The organism is Agromyces sp. NBRC 114283, from assembly GCF_030268405.1.
Classification (GTDB): Bacteria; Actinomycetota; Actinomycetes; order Actinomycetales; family Microbacteriaceae; genus Agromyces; species Agromyces mediolanus.
Map to the genome: position 1 here is coordinate 1237118 of NZ_BSQP01000001.1, position 22338 is coordinate 1259455.

28 protein-coding genes and 3 tRNA genes are annotated in these 22338 nt (G+C 69.8%); 24 read left to right on the forward strand and 7 right to left on the reverse strand.

Annotated elements, in window-relative coordinates; all coding sequences use genetic code 11:
• Positions 1-23: 23 nt before the first annotated feature.
• The 4 genes from QSJ60_RS05960 to QSJ60_RS05975 are packed head-to-tail and all read left to right on the forward strand — an operon-like array spanning position 24 to position 3934.
• Positions 24-1160, forward strand: coding sequence for a hypothetical protein (locus QSJ60_RS05960; RefSeq protein WP_285462997.1), 1137 nt, complete (start codon positions 24-26; stop codon positions 1158-1160).
• A 9-nt stretch (positions 1161-1169) separates the two neighbouring features.
• Positions 1170-2009 (forward strand): M23 family metallopeptidase, encoded by an 840-nt coding sequence (locus QSJ60_RS05965; protein ID WP_285462998.1) that lies wholly within the window; start codon positions 1170-1172, stop codon positions 2007-2009.
• 9 nt (positions 2010-2018) lie between these two features.
• Complete coding sequence (locus QSJ60_RS05970) at positions 2019-3221, forward strand: hypothetical protein (protein ID WP_285462999.1); 1203 nt, start codon at positions 2019-2021, stop codon at positions 3219-3221.
• On the forward strand, positions 3221-3934 hold the full coding sequence (locus tag QSJ60_RS05975; protein WP_285463000.1) for a hypothetical protein: 714 nt from the start codon (positions 3221-3223) through the stop codon (positions 3932-3934). The genes QSJ60_RS05970 and QSJ60_RS05975 overlap by 1 nt, the downstream gene beginning before the upstream one ends.
• Positions 3935-3938: 4 nt before the next feature.
• Here the strand turns inward: QSJ60_RS05975 and QSJ60_RS05980 are convergent, their stop codons facing one another.
• On the reverse strand, positions 3939-4427 hold the full coding sequence (locus tag QSJ60_RS05980) for a hypothetical protein (RefSeq protein WP_285463001.1): 489 nt from the start codon (positions 4425-4427) through the stop codon (positions 3939-3941).
• Positions 4428-4489: 62 nt separating this feature from the next.
• Here QSJ60_RS05980 and QSJ60_RS05985 point away from each other — a divergent pair, with 62 nt between their 5' ends.
• Genes QSJ60_RS05985 through QSJ60_RS06000 form a run of 4 tightly spaced genes read left to right on the forward strand, consistent with a single transcriptional unit; the run spans position 4490 to position 5604 of the window.
• Positions 4490-4786, forward strand: coding sequence for a hypothetical protein (locus QSJ60_RS05985; RefSeq protein ID WP_285463002.1), 297 nt, complete (start codon positions 4490-4492; stop codon positions 4784-4786).
• Positions 4787-4797: 11 nt separating this feature from the next.
• Positions 4798-5082: a hypothetical protein gene (locus QSJ60_RS05990; RefSeq protein ID WP_285463003.1), complete on the forward strand. Its 285-nt coding sequence runs from the start codon at positions 4798-4800 to the stop codon at positions 5080-5082.
• A 33-nt stretch (positions 5083-5115) separates the two neighbouring features.
• Positions 5116-5370 (forward strand): toxin HicA, encoded by a 255-nt coding sequence (locus QSJ60_RS05995; protein WP_285463004.1) that lies wholly within the window; start codon positions 5116-5118, stop codon positions 5368-5370.
• A 21-nt stretch (positions 5371-5391) separates the two neighbouring features.
• Positions 5392-5604 carry an antitoxin HicB gene (locus QSJ60_RS06000; RefSeq protein WP_285463005.1) on the forward strand — a complete coding sequence of 71 codons (213 nt, stop codon included), beginning with the start codon at positions 5392-5394 and terminating at the stop codon, positions 5602-5604.
• Between the two features lie 44 nt (positions 5605-5648).
• Here the strand turns inward: QSJ60_RS06000 and QSJ60_RS06005 are convergent, their stop codons facing one another.
• The 5 genes from QSJ60_RS06005 to QSJ60_RS06025 form a co-directional block, all read right to left on the reverse strand.
• The gene (locus QSJ60_RS06005) at positions 5649-5948 is read right to left on the reverse strand and encodes a hypothetical protein (protein ID WP_285463007.1); all 300 of its coding nucleotides are present in this window, start codon (positions 5946-5948) and stop codon (positions 5649-5651) included.
• A 34-nt stretch (positions 5949-5982) separates the two neighbouring features.
• On the reverse strand, positions 5983-6270 hold the full coding sequence (locus QSJ60_RS06010) for a hypothetical protein (RefSeq protein ID WP_285463008.1): 288 nt from the start codon (positions 6268-6270) through the stop codon (positions 5983-5985).
• Between the two features lie 110 nt (positions 6271-6380).
• Positions 6381-6453 (reverse strand) — tRNA-Phe (locus QSJ60_RS06015).
• Between the two features lie 77 nt (positions 6454-6530).
• Positions 6531-6604, reverse strand: a tRNA-Asp gene (locus QSJ60_RS06020).
• Between the two features lie 37 nt (positions 6605-6641).
• Positions 6642-6714: transfer RNA gene (locus QSJ60_RS06025), tRNA-Glu, on the reverse strand.
• A 253-nt stretch (positions 6715-6967) separates the two neighbouring features.
• Between QSJ60_RS06025 and QSJ60_RS06030 the strand changes: the two genes are divergently transcribed.
• A complete protein-coding gene (locus tag QSJ60_RS06030) occupies positions 6968-8248 on the forward strand; it encodes a M23 family metallopeptidase (protein ID WP_285463009.1) in 1281 nt (426 codons plus the stop codon).
• On the forward strand, positions 8241-9548 hold the full coding sequence (locus tag QSJ60_RS06035; RefSeq protein ID WP_285463010.1) for a C40 family peptidase: 1308 nt from the start codon (positions 8241-8243) through the stop codon (positions 9546-9548). Before QSJ60_RS06030 ends, QSJ60_RS06035 begins: the two co-directional genes overlap by 8 nt.
• Positions 9549-9620: 72 nt before the next feature.
• Here the strand turns inward: QSJ60_RS06035 and ppa are convergent, their stop codons facing one another.
• Positions 9621-10106 (reverse strand): inorganic diphosphatase, encoded by a 486-nt coding sequence (ppa, locus tag QSJ60_RS06040; RefSeq protein ID WP_189083594.1) that lies wholly within the window; start codon positions 10104-10106, stop codon positions 9621-9623.
• A 61-nt stretch (positions 10107-10167) separates the two neighbouring features.
• On the opposite strand from ppa, the gene tilS reads away from it, so the two are divergent.
• The 14 genes from tilS to QSJ60_RS06110 all read left to right on the forward strand — a co-directional run bounded on the left by tilS (position 10168) and on the right by QSJ60_RS06110 (position 22295).
• Positions 10168-11226, forward strand: a complete 1059-nt coding sequence (gene tilS, locus QSJ60_RS06045; protein ID WP_285463011.1) for a tRNA lysidine(34) synthetase TilS — start codon at positions 10168-10170, stop codon at positions 11224-11226.
• Positions 11227-11268: 42 nt separating this feature from the next.
• The gene (gene hpt, locus QSJ60_RS06050; protein WP_189083596.1) at positions 11269-11820 is read left to right on the forward strand and encodes a hypoxanthine phosphoribosyltransferase; all 552 of its coding nucleotides are present in this window, start codon (positions 11269-11271) and stop codon (positions 11818-11820) included.
• A gap of 105 nt (positions 11821-11925) precedes the next feature.
• Complete coding sequence (gene ftsH, locus QSJ60_RS06055) at positions 11926-13944, forward strand: ATP-dependent zinc metalloprotease FtsH (protein WP_230764063.1); 2019 nt, start codon at positions 11926-11928, stop codon at positions 13942-13944.
• Positions 13945-13961: 17 nt separating this feature from the next.
• Positions 13962-14585, forward strand: a complete 624-nt coding sequence (gene folE, locus QSJ60_RS06060; RefSeq protein WP_285463012.1) for a GTP cyclohydrolase I — start codon at positions 13962-13964, stop codon at positions 14583-14585.
• Between the two features lie 10 nt (positions 14586-14595).
• Positions 14596-15408 carry a dihydropteroate synthase gene (gene folP, locus QSJ60_RS06065; RefSeq protein WP_285465267.1) on the forward strand — a complete coding sequence of 271 codons (813 nt, stop codon included), beginning with the start codon at positions 14596-14598 and terminating at the stop codon, positions 15406-15408.
• The gene (gene folB / locus QSJ60_RS06070; RefSeq protein ID WP_189083599.1) at positions 15392-15781 is read left to right on the forward strand and encodes a dihydroneopterin aldolase; all 390 of its coding nucleotides are present in this window, start codon (positions 15392-15394) and stop codon (positions 15779-15781) included. The genes folP and folB overlap by 17 nt, the downstream gene beginning before the upstream one ends.
• The gene (folK, locus tag QSJ60_RS06075) at positions 15778-16263 is read left to right on the forward strand and encodes a 2-amino-4-hydroxy-6-hydroxymethyldihydropteridine diphosphokinase (protein ID WP_285463013.1); all 486 of its coding nucleotides are present in this window, start codon (positions 15778-15780) and stop codon (positions 16261-16263) included. Before folB ends, folK begins: the two co-directional genes overlap by 4 nt.
• On the forward strand, positions 16260-16724 hold the full coding sequence (locus QSJ60_RS06080) for a DUF3180 domain-containing protein (protein ID WP_189083601.1): 465 nt from the start codon (positions 16260-16262) through the stop codon (positions 16722-16724). Before folK ends, QSJ60_RS06080 begins: the two co-directional genes overlap by 4 nt.
• Positions 16717-17256 carry a PH domain-containing protein gene (locus QSJ60_RS06085; RefSeq protein WP_230764069.1) on the forward strand — a complete coding sequence of 180 codons (540 nt, stop codon included), beginning with the start codon at positions 16717-16719 and terminating at the stop codon, positions 17254-17256. The genes QSJ60_RS06080 and QSJ60_RS06085 overlap by 8 nt, the downstream gene beginning before the upstream one ends.
• Complete coding sequence (locus tag QSJ60_RS06090; RefSeq protein WP_285463014.1) at positions 17253-18950, forward strand: PH domain-containing protein; 1698 nt, start codon at positions 17253-17255, stop codon at positions 18948-18950. The genes QSJ60_RS06085 and QSJ60_RS06090 overlap by 4 nt, the downstream gene beginning before the upstream one ends.
• Positions 18943-19701, forward strand: a complete 759-nt coding sequence (locus QSJ60_RS06095) for a Rossmann-like and DUF2520 domain-containing protein (protein WP_230764073.1) — start codon at positions 18943-18945, stop codon at positions 19699-19701. The genes QSJ60_RS06090 and QSJ60_RS06095 overlap by 8 nt, the downstream gene beginning before the upstream one ends.
• Complete coding sequence (panC, locus tag QSJ60_RS06100) at positions 19698-20570, forward strand: pantoate--beta-alanine ligase (RefSeq protein ID WP_285463016.1); 873 nt, start codon at positions 19698-19700, stop codon at positions 20568-20570. The genes QSJ60_RS06095 and panC overlap by 4 nt, the downstream gene beginning before the upstream one ends.
• Positions 20571-20640: 70 nt before the next feature.
• The gene (lysS, locus tag QSJ60_RS06105) at positions 20641-22158 is read left to right on the forward strand and encodes a lysine--tRNA ligase (protein WP_285463017.1); all 1518 of its coding nucleotides are present in this window, start codon (positions 20641-20643) and stop codon (positions 22156-22158) included.
• Between the two features lie 2 nt (positions 22159-22160).
• Positions 22161-22295: a hypothetical protein gene (locus QSJ60_RS06110; protein ID WP_285463018.1), complete on the forward strand. Its 135-nt coding sequence runs from the start codon at positions 22161-22163 to the stop codon at positions 22293-22295.
• Positions 22296-22338 lie beyond the last annotated feature (43 nt).

Below are 22338 nucleotides of genomic sequence, written 5' to 3' on the forward strand. Positions count from 1 at the left end.
GCATTTCTGTTTGGAGGGCCGGAATGGCGCAGACGTACTCATACCCGGGACCGACTGGTCTCACTACGACGACTGATGCCAGGAAGAACTTCGCTGGTCTGATCGCGACGAGCACTGGTGGTGTGGCTCGGGCGGGCATCTTCCCATCGCACGCCAACGCGCTGGTCACGTCCCGAAGCGATCTGAACGTGAACATTGCTGCGTTCACAGGCTGCGCTGTCCAGTTCGGTGGCCCGATCTTGCTCGCGAACGATGGCACGGTGCAGTTGCCTTCGCCGCTGGTGTCTCCGGTGTCGGGCACGAACTACTACGTCGTGTACGTGAAGCAGAACGAGTCGGCCTCGCCTGGCACCGACGGGAACACCAACCGAATCCTTGGGACCACGTTGTCGACGTCGTCCTTGACGGCGGCGCGCGCCTTGCTGCCAACTGGTGCGCTCGAGCTCGCAACGGTTGAGATGCCGACTGGGAAGACAGCGACGAACCAGTCCGGTGTTGTGATTACGCAGACGCACCAGTACACCGCGACTCAGGGTGCGGTGGTGTGGTTGCGGAACGCGACTGAGCAGGGCGCGTGGTCGCCGGCTGATGGGTCGGTGGCGTTCCGGTTGGATACGCAGACGATGATGCTGCGGTCGGGTGGGTCGTGGGGGCTGGTCAACACCGGCCTGAATCTGATTACGGCGTCGAGTTTCAGTGCGGTGTCACAGGTGCTGCTCGATGGGGTGTTCTCATCTGCGTTCGACAACTACCTGATCGAGTTCGACGAGTCCGCGGGGTCGTCACACAACCTGAAAGCGGAACTCCGGGTCGGTGGCTCAAGCCGCACGGCATCGTATTGGGCGCAGATCTTCTACGGGGGCGGGTCGTCAGCGACGGCCGCCGCGCAGAACAACGTGTCGTCGTGGCAGTTGACGGGTGCCGGTGGTCACCTGCATGCGCTGCGGCTTGAGATTCACAAGCCCGCGGATGCCGGCGTGCGCACCTCCGGGTTCCTTGACGGGACCGCGACTGATCTTGGTGGTCCGACGCTGGGCCGCAACGCGACCGGTCTTTGGTTCGGAACTACGGAGGCGCACGACGGACTCCGCATTCTGCCGCTGTCCGCGGGGCCGACGATGACCGGCACCGTCCGCGTCTACGGCTACTACTCCGGCTAAGGGGGCGTCATGGCTTGGCAGGAAGCGTATTCACGGCTTGGGAATCGGTTCGGGGTGCTCCCCAATTCGGAGTTCTACGGGCCGCAGGGGCACCGAGGGCAGGACTACACCGGCCTTGGTCGTGGTGCTGCGATCCCAGCGTATGAGTCGGGTGTGATCGCCGCAGCCGGGTACTCGTCGATCCTTGGCTACTACATCGTGCAGCGGCTGGGCGACGGCCTGTATGCGGGGTGGGCACACACGATCGGCGGTTCTCGGTTGCCAGTCGGTGCGTCAGTGGGGGCAGGGCAGACGATCGCGCAGGTAGCCGGCAGCGGCGATAGCCCCGGGTCCGCGTGGGCTGGGGCTCACATCCACACCACTCTCGGGCCGAACGTGTCGAGCATCTACTCCGGCACCGTCTACAACCCGGCCCCTCGTATCGCGGCTGCTCTCGGCAGCACCACGAGCGGCGGGGGCTATTCACCGATCGGAGATGAGTTCGACATGGCATCACTTGAAGACCTCCAGCGAATCGTCAACGGCGCCGTCCAGGAAGCTCGTAACGACATCAGCTGGATCAACAACGGCAAGAACAACCCGAACTCGCTGCAGTCGATCCGGGCAGCTATGGATGGGACCAGGGCTGACGTGGACTACATCCACCAGCGCTCGCCGTACTCGCTCAAGGCGATCATCGAAGCGATCAAGGGCGGGAAGGTCCAGCTCACCGACGCTCAGGCCGAGGAGTTCAACGAGTACGTCGGTGGTCTTTTGGTCGCGGCGCTCGAGTCGAACAAGCAGGCCGTGCTCGCCGCGCTCGCCGACCTTCCTGCCGCGGTACGGGCGGACATCAAGGCGGCCCTGTAGGAGGTTCCGATGCTGCGATGGTTTCTCGCTGACCTTCGAACCGGGCGTCAGATCCTCGACCTCCAGGTCATGTCGGGAACATGGCAGCGGTTCCTCAACGCGCCGGAGCAGATCGAGTGCACCCTGAACATGCGCGACCCGGACACGATCGCTTTGCGCCCGAAGGTGTCGGCCGCAGTCGGTCGGGCTGTGCTTGCGGTCGCGAACGATGATGTGGTGTTGGCGGCAGGCCCGATCTGGGTTCACGATTACGACCGCTCAGCCGGGACGCTCCAGTTGAAGGCGAAGGGGTTGTGGTCGTACTACGACCACCGCCACATCCTCCCGGTGCTTGCGGGGACAACGCCGGTTACACAGTTCACGATCCCGGATAACACGGCTGCGGGGAAGACGAAGCCGAACCCTGCCGTGGGGACGTACCTGAACGGGTTGGAGCTCGGGACGATCGCGAAGCGGCTTGTGCAGCAGGCTCACGCGTGGACGGCTGGGGCGGTGCCGGTGGTGTTCGAAGCGGACCGCCCGTCAGCGTCGGACGAGTTCCACGAACGCAACTTCGAGGGGGCCGAGTTCAAGAACCTCGGGACCGTGTTGAAGCAACTGTCTGAGGTTGAGGGCGGACCAGATATCCGGTTCATGCCGCGCCTCACTGCGGACCGGTTGGGTATCGAGTGGGTGTTGCAGACCGGGACGGAAGCGAACCCGCTTCTTGCTGGCACTGCGCAGCATTCGTGGAACGTGTCGGTCCCGGATTCTCCGGTGTCGAACTTCAACATCACGGTCGACGGGTCGAACCTTGCCGGGTTGGCGTGGGCGAACGCGGGCCGTTCCGCTGACGAGGTTGTGGTGGCTCGAGCGTCCGATTCGTGGTTGGTGGATCGCGGGTGGGCGTTGTTCGAGTCTTTGGACTCCACCCATTCGTCGGTGTCGGTTCAGGCGACGTTGGATGCGTACGCGAAAGAGAACGTGGCGATAGGTCGCGGCCCGGTGGAGGAGTGGTCATTCACTGTGGAAGCGAACACGTCACCAATGCTTGGCGAGTACTGGGAGGGCGACTGGTGCGTTGTCGAGCTCGCGCCGTACGACGCAGAGCAGGACACCGGGGGAGATCCGTACGAGTTCGAGGGTGCATCGACCCGCCGTCGCATCACTGGGATTTCGGGTGATGAGCGCGGGCTGACGATTGATGTGACGACGGCGCCGGAGGTGAGCTGATGGGGAACCGATATGCGACGCCGGCCGGGGATGGTCTTGGTCCCCTGATTCGCGATCTGGACGAGTTGAAGCGGCGGCTCTTGGAACTTGAGCAGCCAACGGGCACGTCGATGAACTCCCTCGTGCAGCAGGTGCAGGAAGCCATCGCGAACATCAACGCGACCGTCACCGCGGCGATCGCCGCAAACAGCTACACGAAGACGCAGATCGATAGCAAGATCGCCTCTCCGGGCAACATCAGTCCGGTGAACGTGACCGCGTCCGGTGGTGGGAGCTTCGCCGCGAGCTTGTCGTCGGTCGGTGCATACAACACCGATGTTTCCGCGATGGCCGGAGCCAGGCAATCCGTGTGGCAGCACAACTCGGGCGTCTACGGCTACGCCCCGTCAACTATTGAGAGCAAGGCGAACCTTGGCCCCGTGCCTTTCACGGCGGCAGACGTGCTCGCCGTACAGCCATGGATGTACCAGTACCGGGCGCAAATGGCTATCCGCGACGACGCAGAGAATCCCTACTATGACCCCGACTATGTGGTCCCTTGGGAGATCGGGCTAATGGCGGAGCACCTAATCGCCCACAATATGGAGTGCTTCGTGGTGCTTCAGGACGACGGAGTCACCCCAAAGACGATCGACTACATGTTGTTCGGTGCGATCGCGCCCCTGGTCGTGCTCGCAGACATGGAATCGCGACTCCGGTCGGCCGGAATCTGACCAGTTACTCCTCGCGGCGGGCGCTATTGCCAGCACACGGAACCTCGGTTCCGTCGTCGAGAACCTGACAGATTGGGGAGTGGCATCCGAGCGCGGGGTCGTCGATGTACCCGGCAGGGCACGATGAATCCACGGCTGGCTCTTCGCCTGACCCTTCAGAACCCCCTCCGTCGTAGGCAGGTTCTTCGGTGGCGGCCTGTTCGATTGCGGCTTGCTGTTCTGCTGCAACGCGAGCTGTCTCAGCCGCGACAGCAGCCTGCTCGGCCGCGACTCGTGCGGCCTCAGCCTCACGGGCGGCCTTGTCAGCCACGGCAGTTTCGATTGCGGCGCCGCGGTCGAACGATCCGGCAGTCCCGAACCCGACCGTGCGAACCACGGCGGGCTCGGTGGGGGAGCCGCTAAGGGCGGAAACGCCACCAGCGGCGAGCGCGACGATTCCCGCGGTCACGCCTACAGCTACGGCGCCCGTCAGAACCTTCCCCCACACGTTCATGTTTCGAAATGTACTCCTGACCACCGACTTTCGGGTCAGGGTAGACCCGGATTGGGGACACGATGGCCGATAGTTCGATCCCCCTATGGGTCAGCAACGCGCTCTACTTGGGCGGCGGTGGCCTGATCGCATGGTTGACGTTGTTCATGACCGGGCGGCGGGATCGGAAGTCGGGCGAGAACGCCCTGATTGACCAGCTCCAGGAGGAGCTGAACCGGTATCGGGCTGCGACGGATAAGCGGCTCGAGCGTCTTGAGCGGGAGAACACCGCGTATCGCAGGTTCGTGTTCGCCCTCATCGACCACGCCAACGCGCACGGCATCCAGCCGTTGCCTTGGCCTGACGAACTTCCTCGATAGGAGAAATGAAGATGACGAGTGCAAAGGCTTGGGTTTCGGCGATCTTCGCCGGCCTGTCTGCTGGTCTGGCGTCGCTGGCCGTGGTGCTGGTGGGCGACATGACGTTGGCGGATCTGACGCAGGGCCAGTGGTTGGCGGTCGCGATCGCAGTGGTGTCCGCGTTTGGCGGTGCGTTCGGGTTGACGTACTCCGTCACCAACAAAGCCGCGGCGCCTCCGCGAGTCACGCTCACTGCAAATGTCGCTGAGTACGTCAGAGCCGACGGAGTAGTCGGGCAGGTGCCGCCGAGCACCTGACTAGGAGCCCTCCTCCTCAGTATGCTCTGGCACATGAGTTTCGACGTGGAGCGCACACTTGAGCAGATGCGGCGCTCTCCGTCCAACGTGCGATTCACCGACTTGTGCAAGGTTTGCGAACACTACTTCGGGAAGCCAATCAAGAGCAGGAGCGGTACTAGCCACGTCAGATACAAGACTCCTTGGCAAGGCGACCCTCGCATCAACATCCAGGACTTCAAAGGCAAAGCCAAGGAATATCAGGTAAAACAGGTGCTAGAAGCGGTCGCAAGGGCGCAGAATGGATAGTGAAAGCGGGGAGGTTTGAAGATGGTTCACACCGCAGATGAATACGACATCCGTGTGGAGCTTCACTACGGCGACTTCACCGCACTCGTTTACGAGTTCCCGTCACTGTCATGGATTGCGGAAACTGAAGACGAAGCACGCGCCGGAATGCGGCAGCTTCTCACTGAGATCATCCAGGAGATGCTCGTAAGCGGCGAGGCCATCCCGGCCCCCGGCGCTCTTCTCGCACGCTGACTTCTTGCATTGAGCCCCCATCCTCTTCGGAGGTGGGGGCTCTTTCAGCGTTTCCGCTTGTAGTCGACTTCCTTCTCCCACCCAATCCGAGCGGCCGGTTGACCCGACTTCACGAACTCCCCATGCAACCGTTCACACGCGGCCCGCAGCGTCCGCTCGTAGCCGGGGGAGGAGATGTCACCCGTCTTGGGTCGGAACTGCATCCGGTAGCAGACGGCCCCGTTGCGGCGCAGGATCGTGATGCGCCCGTACTCCCACCCCAGCGTGTCGGCGAGCACCCACACGCCTGGTTCGCGTTCCTCGGCCGCGAGGATGGGGTGCCACTTCGGGTGCTGCTCGACCATAGAATCGAACATACCTTCGAGTGGGCGCGCGGGTCTACTTCACCGCGCGACTCAAGAGCACGTACCCGTCAGGCACCAACGCCTCAAGCGCCACATTCGCGGACACGTAGTCCGCGCCGTCAGCTTGGATCTCTTCAACACGCGCCGGGCGGATCAGGCCCCGCGCTGTCGTGACTCCGGACTTCATGGAGAAATGCGCCTGCACCAGCTCGTGCCCTTCCGGTACGACGGCCTCGAGCGCTTCGTACGCGGAGCCTCGGTCGTGCCCTTCCGCGACGATCTCGGTTGTGGCGGTGGGGCGGATGGTTCCAACGAGACGCATGGTCCGATCGTACGGTGAAACGAAAACACCCCAAGGGGGATGAATCCTCTTGGGGTGTAGTTCCGGGTGTACCTATCGGCTAGTCTCTAGGTAGTTCCTTGTATTTCCAGTGGCTCCGACCGGCATCGATCCGGTGACCTTTCGATTTTCAGTCGAACGCTCTACCAACTGAGCTACAGAGCCTCGGGGCATCCGCTGAAACGGTGCCTCGATAAGGAGAAAGCCCCTTCTCTCGAAAGGGAAAGGGCTTGTCGCCTGAGCGACCCTGACGGGACTTGAACCCGCGACCTCCGCCGTGACAGGGCGGCACGCTAACCAACTGCGCCACAGGGCCTCGTAATGAGACTATTCAATTGTAAAACCTTCGAGAGTGACCCCAACGGGATTCGAACCCGTGCTGCCGCCGTGAAAGGGCGGTGTCCTAGGCCACTAAACGATGGGGCCGGGTGGGAGTGCTTGCGCTCTCCCGCCGACAGCCAAGCATACGGGTTTCCCGCCGAGATTCCAAAACGAGGCCGGCGGTGGTTCCGAGGGCCCGTCATCGCCGCTTGGACATGCCCGCCGAAATGCCGTTCGCCCCGGGAATCCATGCCTATCGTGGCTCTGATCGCCTCAAGCTGAGCTTGAACCAGAAGCTCGACCCAGAAGCTCGAATACATTACGGCGCGGGGGCCCGAGCCCGCGTGGACGGGGAACCATGTACCGAACCACAGTCAACCGCCCGACGACGACCCGCCGACGCCCGGCGCGGCTGCGCCGTGCCCTTGCGACCCTGCTCGCGGCGGGCCTCGCGGTGACCGGCACGGTCATCGGCGCGAGCCCAGCGGCCGCCGCCGACTACCCGACCTGGGACGAGCTGCAGGCGGCGAAGGCCGACACGGCCGCCGCGGCATCCGCCGTCGACCAGATCACGGCGCTCATCGCGCAGCTGGAGCAGAACGTCGCCGCGACGCGCGCCGAGGCGGAGAAGCGGATGGGCGAGTTCCTCGACGCCCAGCAGCGCTACGACGACGCCGCCCGCAAGGCCGGCGAGATCGAGGCCCTCGCCGAGCAGACCGCCGCAGAGGCGGCCGAGGCGAAGAAGAACGCCGGCCAGGTGGCGGCGCAGCTCTACCGGTCGGGCGGCGGCGACCTCAGCGTCGACCTGTTCCTCGAGTCGGGGGACGAGGTCGCGACCGACGCCCTGCTCTCGAAGCTCGGCAACATGGAGAAGATGGTCGAGCGCACCTCCGAGGTCTACCGGAGCGCGCAGTCCAAGTCGAACGACGCCGACTCGCTCGGCCAGCAGGCGGAGGTCGCCCGGGCCGAGCGCGAGAAGCTCCGCATCGCCGCCGAGGAGGCGCTCGCCGCCGCCCAGGCCGCGCAGGCCGCCGCGGAAGCGGCGCTCTCCGAGTCCGAGGCGAAGAAGGTCGAGCTCGTCCAGCAGCTCAAGTTCATGAAGGACGCGGAAGCGAAGACCACCGCCGCGTACCAGGAGGGCGAGCGGATCCGCAAGGAAGAGGAGGAGAAGCGTCGCCGCGAGGCGATGGCGGCCGGCGCGCCCGGCACCGTCGCGAGCTCCGGCTGGGCCCGTCCCGCCTCCGGCTACATCTCCGACGGCTACGGCGCCCGCCCGATCATCTGCGGCGGCGGCTACTGCTCGAGCGGCTTCCACTACGCCTACGACATCGCCACCGGCTGCGGCGCCCCCATCTACGCGGCGAACAGCGGCACCGTCTCGGTCGCCGGCTGGAGCGGCAGCTACGGCAACTACGTGAAGATCAACCACGGCGGCGGCATCTCGACCGGCTACGCGCACATCCGCGAGGGCGGCATCCTCGTCGGCTCCGGCCAGTGGGTCGAGGCGGGCCAGCAGATCGCGTGGAGCGGCACGACCGGCGCATCGACCGGCTGCCACCTGCACTTCGAGGTCTGGGACGGCTGGGACCGCATCAACCCGGGTCCGTTCATGTCCGCACGAGGAGTCTCCCTTGGCTGAGAATCGCACCCGCCCGGTCTCCCGGGTGAAGCCCGCGACCGTGTTCTCCGCGGTCGCCGTCGGCGCCGTGACCGCCTCCATCGGCGTGCCCGGCGCCCCGGCGTTCGCCGTCGACTACCCCTCCTGGGGCGAGATCGAGCAGGCGAAGCAGAACGAGCAGACGAAGCAGGCGGAGATCGCCCGTCTCGGTGAACTGCTCGCCGGCCTCCAGGCCTCGGCCGACGCGGCGATGCGCGACTCCCAGATCGCCGCCGAGGCGTACCGGCAGACGGTCGTGAAGCGCGACGAGGCGGTCGACCGGGAGGCGTCGCTCGGCAAGCAGGCCGACGCCGCCGAAGCGGTCGCCGAGATCTCCAAGATGCGCGCGGGGCTCATCGCCGCGCACCTCGCGAAATCGGCCGGCAACGACCTGACGACCTCCCTCGTGTTCTCGGGCGACAGCGCCGAACTGCTGAAGCAGCTCGGCATGGCTTCGAAGCTCGGTGAGCAGTCGACCTCCGTGTACGAGCAGGCGCTCGCCGACCGCAACGCGGCCGACTCGCTGCGCGAGCAGGCCGACGCCGCCGCGAAGGAGCGGAAGAAGCTCGCCGACGAGGCGAAGAGCCAGTACGACGAGGCGCAGGCGAAGGCGGATGCCGCGGCGGCCGTGCTGGCGGAGCAGGAGACCCGTTCGGCGGAGCTGTACGCGCAGCTCGCCCGCCTGAAGGACACCACTGCGGAGCTCGAGCGCGAACGCGCAGAGGGCGTCGCCCGCGAGGCGGCCGAGCAGGCGACCCGCCCGCAGCAGCCGTCCCCGGGCGGCGGGAACCCGGGCGGGGGCAACCCCGGCGGCGGCAACCCCGGCGGCGGGAATCCCGGCGGCGGCAACCCGGGCGGCGGCAATCCCGGCGGGGGCAACCCCGGCGGCGGCACCACGAACCCGCCGAACACGAGCGCCGTCGAATCGGCGATCTGGTACGCGCAGCAGCAGCTGGGCGAGCCCTACGACCTCGGCGGCGCGGGCCCGGACCGCTGGGACTGCTCCGGCCTCACGAAGATGGCCTACGGCTACGCGGGGATCTACATCGGCACCCACTCGGCGACGAACCAGTACTACACGCTCGCGAACCAGGGGAAGGCGGTCTCGCTCGGCAGCATCCAGCGCGGCGACCTGCTCTTCTGGGGATCCGGCGGCGACTACTACCACGTCGCCATCTACCTCGGCGGCGGACGCATCCTGGAAGCGCCCGACTACGGCAAGAACGTGCGCGAGTGGCCGATCTGGGGCAGCCCCTCGGCCGCGGCGCGCCCGACCGGCTGACCGCGACGCACCACGAGAGACGCGAGAAGGGGGCGAGCCGTGCGGCTCGCCCCCTTCGTCAAAAGGCTCGGCTCAGTGACCAGGGAAGGCCTCGATCGCCTTCTGGATGAGCGCCTCGGCCTCGGCCGCGTTCGCCCAGCCCTCGGTCTTGACCCACTTGCCGGGCTCGAGGTCCTTGTAGTGCTCGAAGAAGTGCTCGATCTCCTTCTTCGTGTACTCGGGGATGGTGTCGACGTCCTGGATGTGGTTCCAGCGCGGGTCGCCCGCGGGCACCGCGATGACCTTCGCGTCGCCGCCGCCGTCGTCGGTCATGTGGAACACGCCGACCGGGCGCACCTTCACGCCGACGCCCGGGAACAGCGGGTACTCGAGCAGCACGAGCACGTCCAGCGGGTCGCCGTCGTCGCCCAGGGTGTTCTCGAAGAAGCCGTAGTCGGTGGGGTAGACGAAGCCCGTGTAGAGCACGCGGTCGAGGAAGACCCGGCCCGTCTCGTGGTCGACCTCGTACTTGTTGCGGCTCCCCTTGGGGATCTCGATGACGGCGTTGTACTCGCCCATGTGCTCTCCTTGTGTGAAGTCCCGCCGGGCACGTGGCGCGCGGCGGAATAAGGTTACCTCGATGCCTTCAGACGACCGCACGGCGGAGCGCCGGCCCCGCCTCACCCCGCCGATCGCCGACGCCCGCCGCGCCGTGCGCGCCGTGCTCGAGCCCGTCGATCCCGCCGAGACGGGCGGGGTCGCGCCGCTCGCGCTCGTCGCGCTCTCCGGCGGTGCGGACTCCCTGGCGCTCGCGGCGGCGACCGCCTTCGAGGCGCCGCGGGCGGGATGGCTCGCCGGCGCCGTCGTCGTCGATCACGGCCTGCAGGCGGGCTCCGCCGAGGTCGCCGAGCGCGCCGCGGCCCAGGCTCGGGAGCTCGGGCTCGACCCCGTGCTCGTGCGCCGGGTCGAGGTGTCGGCCGGCGGAGACGGCCCCGAGGCATCCGCCCGCGCCGCCCGCTACGCCGCGCTCGACGCGGCCGCCGCGGAGACCGGGGCGGCCGTCGTGCTGCTCGGCCACACCCTCGACGACCAGGCCGAGACGGTGCTGCTGGGCCTCGCCCGCGGCGCCGGCGGCGCGAGCCTCATGGGGATGCCTCAGCGCGCCGGCCGCTACGTGCGTCCGCTGCTGGGCCTCCGCCGCCAGACGACGCGGCAGGCCTGCCTCGACGCGGGGCTCGAGGTCTGGGACGACCCGCACAACACCGACCCCGGCTACGCCCGGGTGCGGGTGCGCGAGCGCGTGCTGCCCGTGCTCGAGGCCGAGCTCGGACCGGGCATCGCCGAGGCGCTCGCCCGCACCGCCGAGCAGCTCCGCGAGGACGAGGCGGCCTTCGACGAGCAGCTCGAGGAGTTCATCGAGGAGATCTGCGAGCCCGCCGAGGCCGGCATCGCCGTCTCCGCCGCGGTGCTCGCCGCCAATCCCGCCGCCCTCCGCCAGCGCATCATCCGGCACGTCGTCGGCAGCGAGTTCGGCGTCGCCCTGAGCCGGGTGCAGACGCTCGAGGTCGCCCGGCTCGTCACGGACTGGCACGGGCAGGGCCCGGTCGCCCTGCCCGGCGGGGCCGTCGCGACCCGTGCGGGGGCGCACGTCGTGTTCTCGGCGACCGGGGCGACCGAGATCCTGCCGCACGATCACTGATCCGGGCGCGGAGCGGGGCGCGGCGTCGCCTAGGATCGTTCCATGCACGCGAGCGACATCGAGGGCGACCTCACCGAAGTCCTGGTGACCGAATCCGAGATCCACGCGAAGCTCGCTGAGCTCGCCCGGCGCATCGAGGCCGACTACGAGGGGCGCGACCTGCTGCTCGTCGGCGTGCTGAAGGGCGCGGTCATGGTCATGGCCGATCTCGCGCGCGAGCTGCGCCCGCACCTGAACATGGACTGGATGGCCGTGTCGAGCTACGGCACCGGCACCCAGTCCTCGGGCGTCGTGAAGATCCTGAAGGACCTCGACACCGACCTCACCGGCCGCGACGTGCTCATCGTCGAGGACATCATCGACTCGGGCCTCACGCTCAGCTGGCTGCTCGAGAACCTCCGCTCGCGCGGCGCCGCGTCCGTCGAGGTCTGCGCCCTGCTGCGCAAGCCCGACGCCGCAAAGGTCGAGGTCGACGTGCGCTACCTCGGCTTCGACATCCCGAACCAGTTCGTCGTCGGCTACGGCCTCGACTACGCCGAGCGCTACCGCAACCTGCGCGACGTCGCGATCCTCGCGCCGCACGTCTACAGCTAGCGCAGCCCTCAGCGGCAGTGCCCATGGTCCGCTTCGGGACTGCTGCGCAGCCCTCAGCGAACATACGGCCAGCGATCAGCGGGTGAACGGTAGCCTGGCAGCACCATGAACATGAAGAAGATCCTGCGCGGACCGGTCATCTACATCCTGATCGCCGCGATCGTGGTGTGGATCGGTGCGAGCCTCATCACGGCTTCCGGCTTCAAAGAGGTGTCTACGCAGGAGGGCCTCGAGCTCCTGAAGGACGGCAAGGTCGCCGCCGCGAAGATCGTCGACGGCGAGAACCGGGTCGACCTCACCCTCGCGAAGGCCGACGAGAAGCTCGGCACGCAGGTGCAGTTCTACTACGTCACGCCTCGCGGCGCCGACGTGATCGCGGCCGTCGACGACGCGAACCCCAAGGACGGCTTCAACGACGAGGTGCCGCAGCCGAACTGGTTCCTCTCGATGCTCGGCATCCTGCTGCCGCTGCTGCTCATCGGCCTCTTCTTCTGGATCATGCTCTCGGGCATGCAGGGCGGCGGAAACCGCGTCATGCAGTTCGGCAAGTCGAAGGCGAAGCTCGTCTCGAAGGAGAGCCCGAAGGTCACCTTCGACGACGTCGCGGGCGCCGACGAGGCCATCGAGGAGCTCCACGAGATCAAGGAGTTCCTGAAGGAGCCGGCGAAGTTCCAGGCGGTGGGCGCGCGCATCCCCAAGGGCGTGCTGCTGTACGGCCCTCCCGGCACCGGCAAGACCCTGCTCGCGCGCGCCGTCGCCGGCGAGGCGGGCGTGCCGTTCTACTCGATCTCGGGCTCCGACTTCGTCGAGATGTTCGTCGGCGTCGGCGCGAGCCGCGTGCGCGACCTCTTCGACCAGGCCAAGCAGAATGCCCCGGCCATCATCTTCGTCGACGAGATCGACGCCGTCGGCCGCCACCGCGGCGCCGGCATGGGCGGCGGCCACGACGAGCGCGAGCAGACGCTGAACCAGCTGCTCGTCGAGATGGACGGCTTCGACCCCAAGACCAACGTCATCCTCATCGCGGCGACGAACCGCCCCGACATTCTCGACCCGGCGCTGCTGCGCCCCGGCCGCTTCGACCGCCAGATCGGCGTCGATGCGCCCGACCTCAAGGGCCGGCAGAAGATCCTCGAGGTGCACTCGAAGGGCAAGCCGCTCGCGAAGGGCGTCGACCTCGAGGTGCTCGCCCGCAAGACCCCGGGCTTCACCGGCGCCGACCTCGCGAACGTGCTGAACGAGGCGGCCCTGCTCACGGCCCGCTCGAACGCGCAGCTCATCGACAACCGCGCCCTCGACGAGGCCGTCGACCGCGTGATCGCCGGCCCGCAGCGCCGCACCCGCGTGATGAAGGACAAGGAGAAGCTCATCACGGCCTACCACGAGGGCGGCCACGCCCTCGCGGCGGCGGCGATGAACTACACCGACCCGGTCACGAAGATCACGATCCTGCCCCGCGGCCGCGCCCTCGGCTACACGATGGTGCTCCCGCTGGAGGACAAGTACTCGGTCACCCGCAACGAGCTGCTCGACCAGCTCACCTACGCCATGGGCGGCCGCGTCGCCGAGGAGATCGTGTTCCACGACCCCTCGACCGGCGCGTCGAACGACATCGAGAAGGCCACGGCGACCGCCCGCAAGATGGTCACCGAGTACGGCATGTCGGCGAACGTCGGCGCGGTCAAGCTCGGCCAGTCCTCGGGCGAGATGTTCCTCGGCCGCGACATGGGCCACCAGCGCGACTACTCCGAGGGCATCGCCGAGAAGGTCGACGCCGAGGTGCGCGCGCTCATCGAGCAGGCGCACGACGAGGCGTGGCAGGTGCTGAACGACAACCGCGACATCCTCGACAAGCTGGCGGCCGAGCTCCTCGAGCAGGAGACTCTCGACCACAACCAGATCGCCGAGATCTTCAAGGACGTGCGCAAGCTGCCCGAGCGCCCCCTGTGGCTCTCGAGTGACAAGCGCCCCGTGTCCGACGTGCCGCCGATCGCGTTCCCCACCGAGAAGATGCCGATCGACGCCGGTCTCGTCGACGGCGGCATCGACTCCGATGTCACGCCCGAGGAGCCCGCGGCCGAGCCGAAGGCGCCGCGGTCGAACCCGCGGCCGGCGACGGCCTGAGCCGTGACGGGGCGGGGATGACGACACCCGGCGTCGACCAGGAGCGCATCGCGCGCGCCGTGCGCGAGATCCTGCTCGCGATCGGCGAGGACCCCTCGCGGCCCGGGCTCGCCCGCACCCCGCAGCGGGTGGCCGAGGCGTACGCGGAGTTCTTCGGCGGCCTCGCCGTCGACCCGCTCGTGCACCTCGCCGACGCGGTGCCGCTCGACGCCGGCATCCGGCGGGCGAAGGGCGGGGCGGATGCCGACACCCCGACGACCTCGGACGCGGTGGTGCTGCGCGACCTCGACTTCCGCTCGGTGTGCGAGCACCACCTGCTGCCCTTCGTCGGCACGGCGCACGTCGCGTACCTGCCCGGCGACCGCGTGGTCGGCCTCGGCCGCATCCCGGCCGTCGTCGACACGCTCGCGAGCCGCCCGCAGCTGCAGGAGCGCCTCGCGGAGGAGATCGCCGACGCCCTCGAGACCGGTCTCGAGCCGAAGGGCGTGCTCGTCGTGCTCGACGCGCAGCACCGCTGCGTGACGACCCGCGGCTCCCGGCAGGAGCGCAGCTCGACGGTGACCATCGCGAGCCGCGGCGCGCTCGCCGAGCCCGCGGCCCGGGCCGAGATCGTCGCCCTCATCGGGGCCCGGCGTGACTGACGAGCCCACCATGCCGGCGACGCCGCTCGTGATGGGCGTCGTGAACGTGACGCCCGACTCCTTCAGCGACGGCGGCCGCTGGTTCGACCCCGAGCGGGCGATCGCGCACGGCCTCGAGCTCGCCGCGGCCGGAGCCGAGCTGCTCGACGTCGGCGGCGAGTCCACCCGGCCGGGCGCCGCGCGGGTCGAGCCCGCGGAGGAGCTCCGCCGGGTCATCCCCGTCGTCACCGAGCTCGCCGCCCGCGGACACCGGGTGAGCGTCGACACGATGCGCGCCGCGACGGCGGAGGCCGCCGTGGCGGCCGGCGCCGAGCTCATCAACGACGTCTCCGCCGGGCTCGCCGACGAGGCCATGGCCGAGATCGCCGCTGCGAGCGGCGCCCGCTACGTCGCCATGCACTGGCGCGGGCACTCCGACCGCATGGAGGGGCTCGCCGAGTACGACGACGTCGTGCGCGAGGTGCGCGACGAGCTCGCCGCCCGGGTCGACGTGCTCGTCGCCGCGGGCGTCGCCCCCGAGCGGATCGTGCTCGACCCCGGGCTCGGCTTCGCCAAGCGCGCCGAGCACAACTGGCAGCTGCTCGCCGGGCTCGGCGAGCTGCAGGCGCTCGGTTTCCCCGTGCTCGTCGGTGCGTCCCGCAAGCGATTCCTCGGCGGGCTGCTGCCCGAGGGCGCCCCCGTCGAGGCGAGGGACCTGCCGACGGCGGTCGTGAGCGTGCTCTCGGCGCAGGCCGGGGCCTGGGCGGTGCGCGTGCACGACGTCGCAGCGACCCGGCTCGCCCTCGACGTCCTCGGAGCATGGCAGCATGGAGCACGTGGTTGACGCGCGCACCGGGGGAGACCGGATCACCCTGACCGGGCTGCGCGTGTTCGCGCATCACGGGGTCTTCGACTTCGAGCGCGCCGACGGCCAGGAGTTCGTGATCGACGTGACCGTGTTCGTCGACCTCGCGGCGGCCGCCCGCGGCGACGAGCTGGCCCGCACCGTGCACTACGGCGAGCTCGCCGAGGCGGTCGTGCAGGGCGTCGAACGCGACCCCGTCGACCTCATCGAGACCGTCGCCGAGCGGGTCGCGCGCATCGCCCTCGGCTTCGAGGCGGCCGAGGCCGTCGAGGTGACGGTGCACAAGCCCCAGGCACCCATCCGCGTGCCCTTCGACGACGTCGCCGTCACGATCACGAGGAGCCGCTCGTGACCCGCGCCGTCGTCGCGTTCGGCGCGAACCTCGGCGACCGGGAGGCCACGATCGCCCAGGCCGTCGCGGAGCTCGCCGACACCCCCGGCGTCGAACTCGTCGCGGTCTCGCCCGTCTACGAGACCCCGGCCATCAAGCTCTCGGGTGTCGACCACGACGCCCCCGGCTACCTGAACGGCGTGCTGCTGCTCGAGACCGAGCTCGAGCCGCTCGCCCTCCTCGACGCGCTGCAGCGGGTCGAGCAGGCCCACGGCCGGGTGCGCGAGGAGCGCTGGGGCGACCGCACGCTCGACCTCGACCTGATCGACCACGGCGGCGCGCGGCTCATCGACGCCCGGCTCGAGCTGCCGCACCCGAGGGCCTGGCAGCGCGCCTTCGTGCTGCAGCCGTGGCTCGACGTCGACCCCGACGCGGTCGTCGCGGGGCGCGGCACGGTGGCCGAGCTCCGCGCCGCGGCCGACGACGAGGTGCGCCGCCGATGAAGCGCACCCACGCCCCCGTCGTCGTCGCGTTCGTGGCCGCCGGCCTCGTGCTCGGCTACCTCGGCGACCTCGCGATCGTCTCCGCGGGCGGCAACGCCCTCGTCCCGCCGGTCTCGCTGCCGATCACCCTCGTCGGCGTCGGCGCGGTCGTGGTGGCGCTCGCCTGGCCGATCCGCCGTGCGGTGAAGGGCACCGGACGCCGGGTCGACCCGTTCCGCGCGATGCGCGTCGCCGTGCTCGCGAAGGCGTGCAGCCTGAGCGGCGCCCTCGTCGCCGGCCTCGGCCTCGGCATCACGCTCTTCCTGCTGAGCCGCACCGTGGTGCCCCAGGCGGGCACCGTCTGGCTCGCCGCGGCCACGGCGATCGGCGCCGTCCTGCTGCTCGCCGCCGGCCTCGTCGCCGAGCACTTCTGCACGCTTCCGCCCGACGACCCCGAGGATGAAGAGCCCGCCCATGCCTGAGCAGACGGACCACCCCGAGCAGCCTGTCCAGCCTGTCGCCCCCGAGCAGCCCGAGCACCGCTTCACGCCGGACGCCGAGTGGCGCCGGGTCTCGCCGAAGTACCTCGTCGTCGAGGTGATCGGCTCGATCATCACGACCGCGATCATCGTGGCCGCGCTGCTCGTCGCCTTCTCGCTCTGGGGCCTGTGGTGGGCGCCGTGGGCCGCGGGCGCCGTGGCGCTCGTCGCGATCGTCGCGATCGCCTTCGAGCCCCGCCGCGTGCGCTCGATCGGCTACCGCCTGCGCGAAGACGATCTGCTGTTCCGCCGCGGCATCATGTTCCAGCGCCAGGTCGCGGTGCCCTACGGCCGCATGCAGCTCGTCGACATCACCCGCGGGCCCGTCGCCCGTGCGCTCGGCCTCGCCGACCTGAAGTTCGTGACCGCGGCCGCCGCCACAGCGGTCACCGTCCCCGGCATCCCCGAGGCGGAGGCCGACCGCCTGCGCGACGAGCTCGTCGCGCTCGCCGAGTCCCGGCGGGCGGGCCTGTGAGCGGAGCCGCCCCCGCCAAGCCCGTCGTCGACCTCGCCGACGGCGAGTGGCACCGGCTGCACCCGGCGAGCCCGCTGCTGCGCGGCGGTCTGGTGTTCATCGCGATCGCGGGCTTCGTCATCGCGAACCTGCGCGAGCGGGTCGTCGAGTTCTTCCTCGTGGTGTTCGCCCCCGGCCAGCTCGACGACGGCTTCGGCGAGTGGAGCGACGAGAACGACTGGGGCCGCGACCCGATCGGCGGCATCGTCGCGAACAACCTCGTCGGCTGGGCGCTGCTCGCGGTGCTGCTCGTCGTCGTGCTCGTCATCGCGGGCTTCTGGCTGTCCTGGCGGATGCACACCTTCCGCGTCACGCCCGAGGCGGTCGAGGTGCGCAGCGGCATCCTGTTCCGCTCGCACCGCAGCGCCCGGCTCGACCGCATCCAGGGCATCAACATCACCCGACCGGTGTTCGCCCGCCTGTTCGGCGCCGCGAAGCTCGAGGTGCAGGTCGCCGGGCAGTCGGGCAACATGCAGCTCGCCTACCTCGGCTCCTCGCTCACCGACGGCCTGCGCCGCGACATCCTGCGCCTCGCCTCCGGCGCCCGCGCGACGAAGAGCGGCCCGGCCCCCGCGGTCGCGCTCCCCGCGGTCGCGTCCGGCGAAGCGGTCGCCGAGCCGCTGCCCGGCGCCGCGCCGGCGGCCGGGCTCGCGTCTGCGCCCGGTGCCGCGCCCGCCACGATCGGCTCGCGCGCCGGCGCGATCGTCGGCCAGCGCGTCGACGAGTTCCTCGCGCCCGAGCTCGACCCCGAGCTCGCCCCGCCGGAGTCGGTCGTGCACATCCCCGTCGGGCGCATCGTCGGTTCGACGCTGCTCGGCGGTGCCGCGTTCTGGATGCTCGTCGTCGCGGGCGTCGTCGTGGCCGGCATCCTCACCCGCCAGCTCTGGCTGCTCTTCAGCTTCGTGCCCGCGGCGATCGGTCTCGTGAGCTACCTCTGGTCGCGCATCACGAAGTCGCTGCGCTACTCGATCGCGGGTACGCCCGACGGCGTGCGGGTCGGCTACGGCCTGCTGTCGACGGCGAACCACACGATTCCCCCCGGCCGCGTCCACGCGGTCGAGGCGACGCAGTGGATCTTCTGGCGCCCCTTCGGCTGGTGGTCGGTGCGCATCAACGTCGCCGGGCAGTCGGTCACGAACGGCTCGGAGGCGGCGCAGCGCACCCAGGTGCTCCCGGTCGGCACGGCCGAGGACGTGCAGCGCGTCATCGCCCTGCTGCTACCCGAGGCGGCCTCGGGCGGCCCGGTCGCGGCGCAGATCGGCAGCGGGCTCACCGGGCGCGCGGGCCAGGACGGCGACGGCTTCTCGGCCACGCCGAAGCGGGGGGCCTGGTTGCACCCGTTCTCGTGGCGTCGCATCGGCTGGGCGGCGGCCGACGGCATCGCCCTGCTCCGTCGCGGCTCGCTCGTGCGCCGGCTCGTGCTCGTGCCGCTCGCGCGCATGCAGTCGGTCGCGCTCTCGGCCGGGCCGGTACGACGGGGGCTCGGGCTCGCCGAGCTCCGCCTGCACACCGTCGTCGGTCCCGTCGTGCCGAGCCTGCCCGTCATCGAGCGCGAGGCCGGCGAGGCGCTCTTCGCGCACCTCGCCGACGAGGCCGTCGAGCGCGCGAACGAGGACCGCTCGCAGCACTGGGGACGGGAGACGGCGGATGCCTGAGCGGGCCGGACGGCTCGGAGTCGGCACCATCGGGGCCGGCCGGGTCGGCGCCGTGCTCGCCGCCGCCCTCGGCGGCGCAGGGCACGCGCTCACCGGCGTCACCGCCGTCTCGGATTCGAGCCGGGACCGCGCCGACGCGATGCTGCCGGGTGTCCCCGTGCTGACCACTCCCGAGGTGGTGCGCCGCAGCGAGCTCGTGCTGCTCGCGGTGCCCGCGGCCGAGCTGCCCGCGCTCGTCGAGGGCCTCGCCGCGACGGGCGACTGGCAGCCGGGGCAGCTCGTGCTGCACACGGCCGCCGAGTACGGCGCCGGGGTGCTCGATCCGGCCCGCCGGGCCGGTGCCATCCCGCTCGCCGTGCACCCCGTGATGAGCTTCACCGGCACGAGCATCGACCTCGCCCGGCTCGCCGGGGCGTGGTTCGCCGTCACCGCGCCCGCGCCCGTGCTGCCGATCGCGCAGGCCCTCGTCGTGGAGATGGGCGGCGAGCCCTTCGTCGTCGAGGAATCGGCGCGCCCGGCCTACGCCGAGGCGATCGACACGGCCGTCTCGTTCTCCTCGGCGATCGTCGACCAGGCGAGCGGCATCCTCGGCGGGCTCGGCGTGAGCCGCCCCGGCGCGGTGCTCGCGCCGCTCGTGCGCAGCGCCGTCGAGAACGCCCTGGCGCGGCACGACGAGGGACCGGGTCTCGACGGCCCGACGGGGCTCGACGAGCCCCGGGAAGACGACGGCCCGCTTGGAGGACGCTGGTGAACGACACGACGCCCGCCGCGCCGCCGGCCGTGGTCGGCACGATCGCCGAGCTCCGGCGCCGCGTCGCCGAGGCACGGGCCGGCGGGGCATCCGTCGCGTTCGTGCCGACCATGGGCGCGCTGCACGACGGCCATCTCGCCCTCGTCGCGCGCGCCCGCGAGCTCGCCGAGCTCGTCGTCGTCTCGATCTTCGTGAACCCGCTGCAGTTCGGGCCGAACGAGGACCTCGAGCGCTACCCGCGCACCCTCGACGCGGACGTCGCCGCGCTCCGCGGAAGCGGCGCGGCGCTCGTGTTCGCCCCCGCCGTCGACGAGATGTACCCCGACGGCCCGAACCAGACGCGCATCGTCGCGGGCGAGGTCGGCGGGCTCTACGAGGGCGCGTCGCGGCCCGGGCACTTCGACGGCATGCTCACGGTCGTCGCGAAGCTCTGCAACATCGTGCAGCCCGACGTCGCCGTGTTCGGCCAGAAGGACGCCCAGCAGGTGTACCTCGTGCGCCGCATGGTGCGCGAGCTCGACCTCCCCCTCGCGATCGAGGTCGTCGAGACGGTGCGCGAGGCCGACGGCCTCGCCCTCTCCAGCCGCAACCGCTTCCTCGCCGAGCCGGAGCGGCGCACCGCGCTCGTGCTCTCCGAGGCGCTCGCCGCGGCCGCCGACGCGGCGCCGGAGGGCGCCCCGGAAGCGCTCGCCGAGGCCGTCGCCGCGTTCGGCGATCACGACGGCGCCGAGCTCGACTACTTCGTCATCGTCGACCCCGACACCTTCCTGCCGGTCGCCGACGACGCCACGGGCCCGGCCCTCGCCCTCGTCGCCGCGCGGGTCGGCGCCACCCGCTTGATCGACAACCGGCGCGTCGTGCTCGGCTGAGCGCAAGTAGGCTGGTGGTCGCACGATTCCGAGCGCGCACCGCGATCCGCGAGAACCACGAGAGAGAAGCATGGCCGACGAGACGCCGAACCAGCCCACCGAACCCACGGCCGAGGAGATCTCGGAGCAGAAGGCCGTGCGGCTCCAGAAGCGCGCGCGGCTGATCGACGAGGCGAGCGACCTCGGCGGCGGCGCCTACCCGGTGCGCCTGCCCATCACGACCACGATCCCCGAGGTCCGCGACCGATTCGTCGGCCTCGGCGTCGACGAGACCTCCGGCGAGACTGTCGGGGTCGCCGGTCGGGTCGTGCACCTCCGCAACACGGGCAAGCTCTGCTTCGCGGCGCTGCAGTCCGGCGACGGCAGCCGCATCCAGGCGATGGTCTCCCTCGCCGAGGTCGGCGAGGAGTCGCTCGCCGCGTGGAAGGAGCTCGTCGACCTCGGCGACCACCTCTTCGTCTCCGGCGAGGTCATCACGAGCCGCCGCGGCGAGCTCTCGATCATGGTGAAGGAGTGGCGCATCGCGGCGAAGGCCGTGCTGCCGCTGCCGAACCTGCACAACGAGCTCGGCGAGGAGACGCGGGTGCGCTCGCGCTACCTCGACCTCATCGCCCGCGAGCAGGCCCGCAAGAACGTCATCGACCGGGCGAAGGTCAACGCGAGCCTCCGGCAGACCTTCACGGGCCTCGGCTTCATCGAGGTCGAGACGCCGATGCTGCAGGTCATGCACGGCGGGGCCTCGGCCCGCCCGTTCGTCACGCACTCGAACGCTTTCGACACCGAGCTGTACCTGCGCATCGCGCCGGAGCTGTACCTGAAGCGCGCCGTCGTCGGCGGCATCGAGCGGGTCTACGAGATCAACCGCAACTTCCGCAACGAGGGCGCCGACTCCACCCACAGCCCCGAGTTCGGGATGCTCGAGGCGTACGAGGCCTACGGCGACTACACGACGATCGCCGACCTCACGCAGAAGCTGATCCAGGATGCCGCGGCCGCCGTGTCCGGCTCGCACGTCGTGACCTGGGCCGACGGCACCGAGTACGACCTCGGCGGCGAGTGGGACCGCATCTCGATGTACGGCTCGCTCTCCGAGGCGATCGGCGAGGAGATCACGCCCGAGACGCCGATGTCGCGCCTCGAGGAGCTCGCCGAGGCGGCGGGCATCGAGATCGACCACCCCATCCCCGGCAAGTTCGTCGAGGAGCTGTGGGAGCACCACGTGAAGGGCGGGCTTGTGCGGCCGACCTTCGTGATGGACTTCCCCGAGGACACCTCGCCGCTCGTGCGCGGGCACCGCTCCATCCCGGGCGTCGTCGAGAAGTGGGACCTGTACGTGCGCGGCTTCGAGCTCGCCACCGGCTACTCGGAGCTCGTCGACCCGGTCATCCAGCGCGAGCGCTTCGTCGCCCAGGCGACCCTCGCCGCCGGCGGCGACCCCGAGGCGATGCAGCTCGACGAGGAGTTCCTGCGGGCGCTCGAGTTCGGCATGCCGCCGTCGGGCGGCATGGGCATGGGCATCGACCGCCTGCTGATGGCGATCACGGGCCTCGGCATCCGCGAGACCATCCTCTTCCCGCTGGTGAAGTGACCATGAGCGCCGATCGCCCCGACCGGGACCCGGATCGTCCGTCGAACTCGCGGATCATGATCTGGGTCGTGGTCGGGGCGATCGCGCTCTACTTCATCGGCTCGGGCGTCTGGGGCCTGCTGAGCAACGGCCGCTGAGCCGTTCTGGTTCGCTGAGCTTGCTCTCGTTCGCTGAGCTTGC

Excerpts from the sequence above, each read along its gene's own strand:
- QSJ60_RS06110 (WP_285463018.1), top strand. The coding sequence starts at position 22,161 with ATGAGCGCCGATCGCCCCGACCGGGACCCGGATCGTCCGTCGAACTCG.
- QSJ60_RS05970 (WP_285462999.1), top strand. The coding sequence starts at position 2,019 with ATGCTGCGATGGTTTCTCGCTGACCTTCGAACCGGGCGTCAGATCCTC.
- QSJ60_RS06085 (WP_230764069.1), top strand. The coding sequence starts at position 16,717 with ATGCCTGAGCAGACGGACCACCCCGAGCAGCCTGTCCAGCCTGTCGCC.
- lysS (WP_285463017.1), top strand. The coding sequence starts at position 20,641 with ATGGCCGACGAGACGCCGAACCAGCCCACCGAACCCACGGCCGAGGAG.
- folE (WP_285463012.1), top strand. The coding sequence starts at position 13,962 with ATGACGACACCCGGCGTCGACCAGGAGCGCATCGCGCGCGCCGTGCGC.
- QSJ60_RS06005 (WP_285463007.1), bottom strand. The coding sequence starts at position 5,948 with ATGGTCGAGCAGCACCCGAAGTGGCACCCCATCCTCGCGGCCGAGGAA.
- QSJ60_RS05965 (WP_285462998.1), top strand. The coding sequence starts at position 1,170 with ATGGCTTGGCAGGAAGCGTATTCACGGCTTGGGAATCGGTTCGGGGTG.
- QSJ60_RS05990 (WP_285463003.1), top strand. The coding sequence starts at position 4,798 with ATGACGAGTGCAAAGGCTTGGGTTTCGGCGATCTTCGCCGGCCTGTCT.
- QSJ60_RS05975 (WP_285463000.1), top strand. The coding sequence starts at position 3,221 with ATGGGGAACCGATATGCGACGCCGGCCGGGGATGGTCTTGGTCCCCTG.
- ppa (WP_189083594.1), bottom strand. The coding sequence starts at position 10,106 with ATGGGCGAGTACAACGCCGTCATCGAGATCCCCAAGGGGAGCCGCAAC.
- QSJ60_RS06010 (WP_285463008.1), bottom strand. The coding sequence starts at position 6,270 with ATGCGTCTCGTTGGAACCATCCGCCCCACCGCCACAACCGAGATCGTC.
- QSJ60_RS06095 (WP_230764073.1), top strand. The coding sequence starts at position 18,943 with ATGCCTGAGCGGGCCGGACGGCTCGGAGTCGGCACCATCGGGGCCGGC.
- QSJ60_RS05995 (WP_285463004.1), top strand. The coding sequence starts at position 5,116 with ATGAGTTTCGACGTGGAGCGCACACTTGAGCAGATGCGGCGCTCTCCG.
- folB (WP_189083599.1), top strand. The coding sequence starts at position 15,392 with ATGGAGCACGTGGTTGACGCGCGCACCGGGGGAGACCGGATCACCCTG.
- folP (WP_285465267.1), top strand. The coding sequence starts at position 14,596 with ATGCCGGCGACGCCGCTCGTGATGGGCGTCGTGAACGTGACGCCCGAC.
- QSJ60_RS06080 (WP_189083601.1), top strand. The coding sequence starts at position 16,260 with ATGAAGCGCACCCACGCCCCCGTCGTCGTCGCGTTCGTGGCCGCCGGC.
- QSJ60_RS06000 (WP_285463005.1), top strand. The coding sequence starts at position 5,392 with ATGGTTCACACCGCAGATGAATACGACATCCGTGTGGAGCTTCACTAC.
- QSJ60_RS05985 (WP_285463002.1), top strand. The coding sequence starts at position 4,490 with ATGGCCGATAGTTCGATCCCCCTATGGGTCAGCAACGCGCTCTACTTG.
- QSJ60_RS05960 (WP_285462997.1), top strand. The coding sequence starts at position 24 with ATGGCGCAGACGTACTCATACCCGGGACCGACTGGTCTCACTACGACG.
- QSJ60_RS06030 (WP_285463009.1), top strand. The coding sequence starts at position 6,968 with ATGTACCGAACCACAGTCAACCGCCCGACGACGACCCGCCGACGCCCG.
- hpt (WP_189083596.1), top strand. The coding sequence starts at position 11,269 with ATGCACGCGAGCGACATCGAGGGCGACCTCACCGAAGTCCTGGTGACC.
- ftsH (WP_230764063.1), top strand. The coding sequence starts at position 11,926 with ATGAACATGAAGAAGATCCTGCGCGGACCGGTCATCTACATCCTGATC.
- QSJ60_RS05980 (WP_285463001.1), bottom strand. The coding sequence starts at position 4,427 with ATGAACGTGTGGGGGAAGGTTCTGACGGGCGCCGTAGCTGTAGGCGTG.
- tilS (WP_285463011.1), top strand. The coding sequence starts at position 10,168 with ATGCCTTCAGACGACCGCACGGCGGAGCGCCGGCCCCGCCTCACCCCG.